The organism is Haloarcula sp. CBA1122 (assembly GCF_009741785.1).
Classification (GTDB): Archaea; Halobacteriota; Halobacteria; order Halobacteriales; family Haloarculaceae; genus Haloarcula; species Haloarcula hispanica.
Window position 1 is genome coordinate 1 of record NZ_WPCB01000093.1, and the last position, 4,072, is coordinate 4,072.

Genomic DNA, 4,072 nt, shown 5'->3' on the forward strand with positions numbered 1-4,072 from the left:
GCTTCGGTCGTGACGACCCGGGCGATGGTCGTCGCCGCGTCGCCGAGCAGATAGTCGATGTGCCAGTGCCGGGTGTCGTTGTCGCCTTCGGCGACGGCGCGGTGGCGGTCGATGCGCCCGAAGCCGCCGCTGCCCAGCGCACTCCCGGTGTAGGCGTACCAGCCCGCCGGGAACTCGATTTCGCCCAGCGCGCCGACTGCAATCGGCCCGCTGGCGTCCCGTTCGAGAACCAGCGTGTAGGTCCCGCCAGGCATGCGCGCTCAGGTCCCGATGTCGGGGTCGGCGGCGAGTTCGCCGAACCCGTCGATGCGGAACGCCCGGGAGTCGGTGCAGTCCTCGTTTTCCGCGGCGAGTTCGCCGATGACCCAGTTGAACCGGCGGCCAAAGTCGTCGTATGGCGCGTCCGCGAGCAGGTCGGTGACGCGGTCGCTCGTCAGCTCCTCGTCGTACTCCTCGGCGAAGTCGGCGATGTTGTCGGCGGCTGTCTGTGCGATCTCGTCGTCGGTCTCGTCGGCGAACGCCGCGGCGAGCGTCTCGCTCAGGTCGGACATACGCGAACGAACGCGACGATGCCACCTATGCGTTCTGAAACAGAGGGCTGTCCGAGCGTTTCTTGTGTTGAGAGCGACAATATCGGCACAATGAAGCCGTTGCGACAAAGCCCAACCGTGGTCACGCTGGCGGTCATCGGTGCTGTGTTCCTCGCACAGCAGGCCGTCGGCGTGGTGACCGCCCCGCGGAGCCTGTTCGCCCTCTCGCCCCCGCTGTTCAGTCGTCCCTGGACACTCGTCACCAGCGTGTACGCACATGCTGGCCTGTCGCATCTCATCGCAAACGCCGTCGGAGTGGCGCTCGCCGGTGTCGTCCTCGAACGCCGGACGTCGCCGCTCCGGTTCCACGCCTTCTTTGTCTCGACCGGCGCGCTCGCCGGCGTCTCACAGGTTTCGATTACCAGTCTCGTCGGCCCGCTGGTCCCCGGGATGGTCAGCCACGTCTCCGTGCTCGGGGCCAGCGGCGCGGTGTTTGCCCTCTTCGGCTACCTGCTCGCTGCCAACCGCCTGACCGACACTGTCATCGGGGGCTTCGAACTCGCGCCGCGCGTCCAGTTGGCGCTGGCCGGCATTGTTGCCGCCGCGATCACCCTCGCGACCGCAAACCCTGGCGTCGCGCTCATCGCACACTTCACCGGCCTTTTGCTAGGGTTCCTTGCCGGGCGCGTCCACCTGCTGCGGCCGACGGACTCGTCACAGACGCCCGAGGCCGCCAACTACTGAGCAGCACGTCGTTCCGAGACAGCTTCGCCACGCCCGTTCTGATAGGACGCTGCTGATACAACTGGCCCCACACTTCGTAGGTGCCTGGTAACAATATGTACTGAGTGCGTAGCGCAGTGTATGTGGGACAGTGACATAGAAACGGCCGACCCACCGCTGGGGAGGTGTCCGGTCTGTGACGTGAGGATTCCCGCAGCGAATCTCGTCATCGCGTACGACACGGCCGGCGACTGGCCGCGGATGCTCGCGACGTGTCCGGATTGTGAGGGCGCGGTGAATCCGGTGTGATTCCTGCTGGAACAGACATGACAGAAACCGTGGACGTGAATATACATAGACACGCCGAAGCGGCCGCCTATATGTGTAACAACCACCGATTAGGTGCGGTATACTGTTGTTTCGACCAATGATACCAAGGCCAGACAGGGTGAGTGACAGTGGGGTCATCGAGCAGCGATAGCCCCCCGCTGCCCCAACGGAGCGACACCGATAGATTACGACCGACGGACGCCGGCCGATACCTCGACACGCTCGTGTTTGCGGTCCGCGGAGTCTGGACCGTGACGCTCGTCGGTGTCCGACCGTTCGCGTTCTGGGGAGCCGTACTACTGCCGCTGTTGTATCTCCCGTCGCTCTACGGCGTCGGCACCGGACAGGATACGGCGCTGTTCCTCGAACTTGTTGCCTGGCACGTCGCTTCTATCGTTCTCGGACACGGGCATACGCCCTTCTGGAGTCGATAACTCGATACGCCTGGGTTCACCAGGATCATTTGATATTCCGTCACACTTCCACACTCCACTCGAAACAATGGGGGTATGGTGACGGTTCACGACCGGTTTGTCAACCAACGAAAACCTGCTCGTCAAGCCGCTCGGTGGCTGTCTCGGCCAGCGTCTTGAGGTTCACTGTATCCTCCCGGTTGTACGACACCAGCGTTTCGAGTGCACCGTCTCGGCCCTGTTCGTGTTCCCGCCAGAGCCGCACCGCGTCCCGGCCAGAGATGTCCGGTCGGTCCCGTTCGATGCCGATGTCCTGCTCGACCTGCTTGAGGCCGCCGGAGAGCCCGATTTTCTTGCAGGTGTACATCAGGTCCAGATGTGGGCGGTCGAGATTGACATCGAAGTTCGCTTCGAGGAAGGGCACGTCGAATCGCTTGCCGTTGAACGTCACCAGCAGGTCCGCGCCGTCGAAGGCGGCCCGGAGGTTCTCGGCGGTCAGGTCGTCACCGGCGATGAGCGTCTGCGTCTCCCCGTCCTGATGGAGGCTCACCGTCGTCACCTGATTGCGGTCCTGATCGAGTCCGGTCGTCTCGATGTCGAAGAAACAGGCCCGCTCGCGGAAGGTCTCGTACAGTCGCCAGCGCTCGCTGCTGGGAAACGCGTGGTCGAAGTAGGACACGTCGGTCTCGGCCACGCGGTCCCGCCCCTCGTCAATGAACTGTTGGATTCGGTCGCCGCGCTGGCCGCCGACGACGGACGGTTCGAACTCGTCCCAGTGAGTGACGCCCTGCTCCCAGATGGACCGCTCGGTCTTCTCCCCGACGCCGTCGGTTCCGATGAAACTGTTCTCGACGCGCACGCTCTCGGGTACAGGTTGGGCTGTATGTAAGCCCGTCGGTGCGCGTGACAGGCCACCGGAGCGTCATGTCCGACCCCGCCTAATGTCCACACATCGGAAGGATGCTGTTGTACACTGATTGACTTTCCACGGAGACGACGACTGTGCTATCGCAGCTATCACACACTGACTGGGGCCGGCCGAACGTCCGCTCACAGAACGGACAGACGAACCGTACCGGGTCCGGGGTTTCGGATAGGGGCATGGCTTCGCAAGGAGTCCCGTATATGAGTAGCCAGCCGCTATGTGTATGCTACGCCCCCGATTCTATTGCTACCTGTATAGTTGCCCTTCGTTGTGGGCGCTGCTGACGAGCGAAAGCACGAAGCCGAGCGACGCCACAGAGTAGCCCATGACGACGTTTCTGCTCGCCACCAACTCGGTCCACGTCACTGCGGCCGCCGCTGACTACCTCCAGAAGCGCCTCGATCCGGCAGATGATGACGACATCGTCGTGGTCGCCGTCCGTGACCCCGATGCTCCGCCGCGTGACGCGGGTGACGCCGTCAACGTCGCCCGTTCTCGGCTCGCGCCGTTTATGCCCGTAACGGAAACGAAAGACGGTGAGCCCGTGACGGAGATACTGGCGGCGGTTGACGAACACGACCCGGACGAACTCCTCATCGGTCCGAACCGCGGGACCGACGACAGCGATGGTATCGGCTCGACCGCCCGGGACCTCCTGACCCGCGTTGACCGCCCGGTCATCGTCCTCCCATTTCCCTAGCGGGAGAACAGGCCGTCGTCCTCGAAGGTCAGGCCGAGGTCGACATCGAGCAGGTCCTCGGCCATCGCGGCGACGGTCGGTGCGACATCGGAGTTGGGGTCCGTCGTAAGTGGTCTGGGCGCGCCCGCGCCGATGTGCGGAACCGTGTGTGCGGCGTCCTCGACGGGTTCGCTGTCATCGCCGTGGACACGCGTCGCGACGACGGCTGTGGCCGGCGCACCGATGTCTCGAAGCCGGCCCTGCTGTCTCGGAAGGAGGTCGCCGCCGCGCCGGCTGGCCGGCACCACGAGCGCCCGCCGCTGTGCGGTCGTGGCAGCGGCGACGGCCTGATTCGACGCAATCGGCGGCACGTCGAGCAGGACGTGGTCGAACCGGCCGGCCACCTCTTCGATAGCCCGTTCGAGCGTCTGTGCGCTCTCGGCTGACTTCGCTCGCGCGAGGCGCTCGAACG

General features: G+C 64.5%; 7 protein-coding genes and 1 pseudogene. 4 read left to right on the plus strand and 4 right to left on the minus strand.

Annotation, left to right across the window (positions count from 1 at the left end):
• Together GJ630_RS19115 and GJ630_RS19120 are read right to left on the minus strand one after the other, a co-directional pair.
• On the minus strand, positions 1-254 hold a 254-nt coding region (locus GJ630_RS19115), incomplete at its 3' end, for a DUF123 domain-containing protein (protein WP_191450739.1).
• A gap of 6 nt (positions 255-260) precedes the next feature.
• On the minus strand, positions 261-551 hold the full coding sequence (locus GJ630_RS19120; protein WP_064288565.1) for a hypothetical protein: 291 nt from the start codon (positions 549-551) through the stop codon (positions 261-263).
• 90 nt (positions 552-641) lie between these two features.
• On the opposite strand from GJ630_RS19120, the gene GJ630_RS19125 reads away from it, so the two are divergent.
• The 3 genes from GJ630_RS19125 to GJ630_RS19130 all read left to right on the plus strand — a co-directional run bounded on the left by GJ630_RS19125 (position 642) and on the right by GJ630_RS19130 (position 2,017).
• Positions 642-1,274 (plus strand): rhomboid family intramembrane serine protease, encoded by a 633-nt coding sequence (locus GJ630_RS19125; RefSeq protein WP_050037258.1) that lies wholly within the window; start codon positions 642-644, stop codon positions 1,272-1,274.
• 120 nt (positions 1,275-1,394) lie between these two features.
• On the plus strand, positions 1,395-1,562 hold the full coding sequence (locus GJ630_RS19735) for a hypothetical protein (protein WP_014041663.1): 168 nt from the start codon (positions 1,395-1,397) through the stop codon (positions 1,560-1,562).
• A 149-nt stretch (positions 1,563-1,711) separates the two neighbouring features.
• Positions 1,712-2,017 (plus strand): hypothetical protein, encoded by a 306-nt coding sequence (locus tag GJ630_RS19130; RefSeq protein ID WP_228841578.1) that lies wholly within the window; start codon positions 1,712-1,714, stop codon positions 2,015-2,017.
• Between the two features lie 100 nt (positions 2,018-2,117).
• Here GJ630_RS19130 and GJ630_RS19135 read toward each other — a convergent pair whose 3' ends face one another.
• Entirely contained in the window at positions 2,118-2,855 is a 738-nt protein-coding gene (locus GJ630_RS19135; RefSeq protein ID WP_014041661.1) for a ribonuclease H-like domain-containing protein, read from the minus strand.
• Between the two features lie 391 nt (positions 2,856-3,246).
• Here GJ630_RS19135 and GJ630_RS19140 point away from each other — a divergent pair, with 391 nt between their 5' ends.
• Entirely contained in the window at positions 3,247-3,621 is a 375-nt protein-coding gene (locus GJ630_RS19140) for a universal stress protein (protein ID WP_191450743.1), read from the plus strand.
• On the opposite strand, the pseudogene GJ630_RS19145 reads toward GJ630_RS19140, so the two are convergent.
• Positions 3,618-4,072, minus strand: a pseudogene (locus GJ630_RS19145) (ParA family protein); the annotation flags it as partial. The gene GJ630_RS19140 and the pseudogene GJ630_RS19145 sit on opposite strands and share 4 nt — an antisense overlap.

What these genes read in the sequence shown, in the direction of transcription:
- GJ630_RS19735 (WP_014041663.1), top strand. Translation starts at nt 1,395, where the DNA reads ATGTGGGACAGTGACATAGAAACGGCCGACCCACCGCTGGGGAGGTGT.
- GJ630_RS19140 (WP_191450743.1), top strand. Translation starts at nt 3,247, where the DNA reads ATGACGACGTTTCTGCTCGCCACCAACTCGGTCCACGTCACTGCGGCC.
- GJ630_RS19120 (WP_064288565.1), bottom strand. Translation starts at nt 551, where the DNA reads ATGTCCGACCTGAGCGAGACGCTCGCCGCGGCGTTCGCCGACGAGACC.
- GJ630_RS19125 (WP_050037258.1), top strand. Translation starts at nt 642, where the DNA reads ATGAAGCCGTTGCGACAAAGCCCAACCGTGGTCACGCTGGCGGTCATC.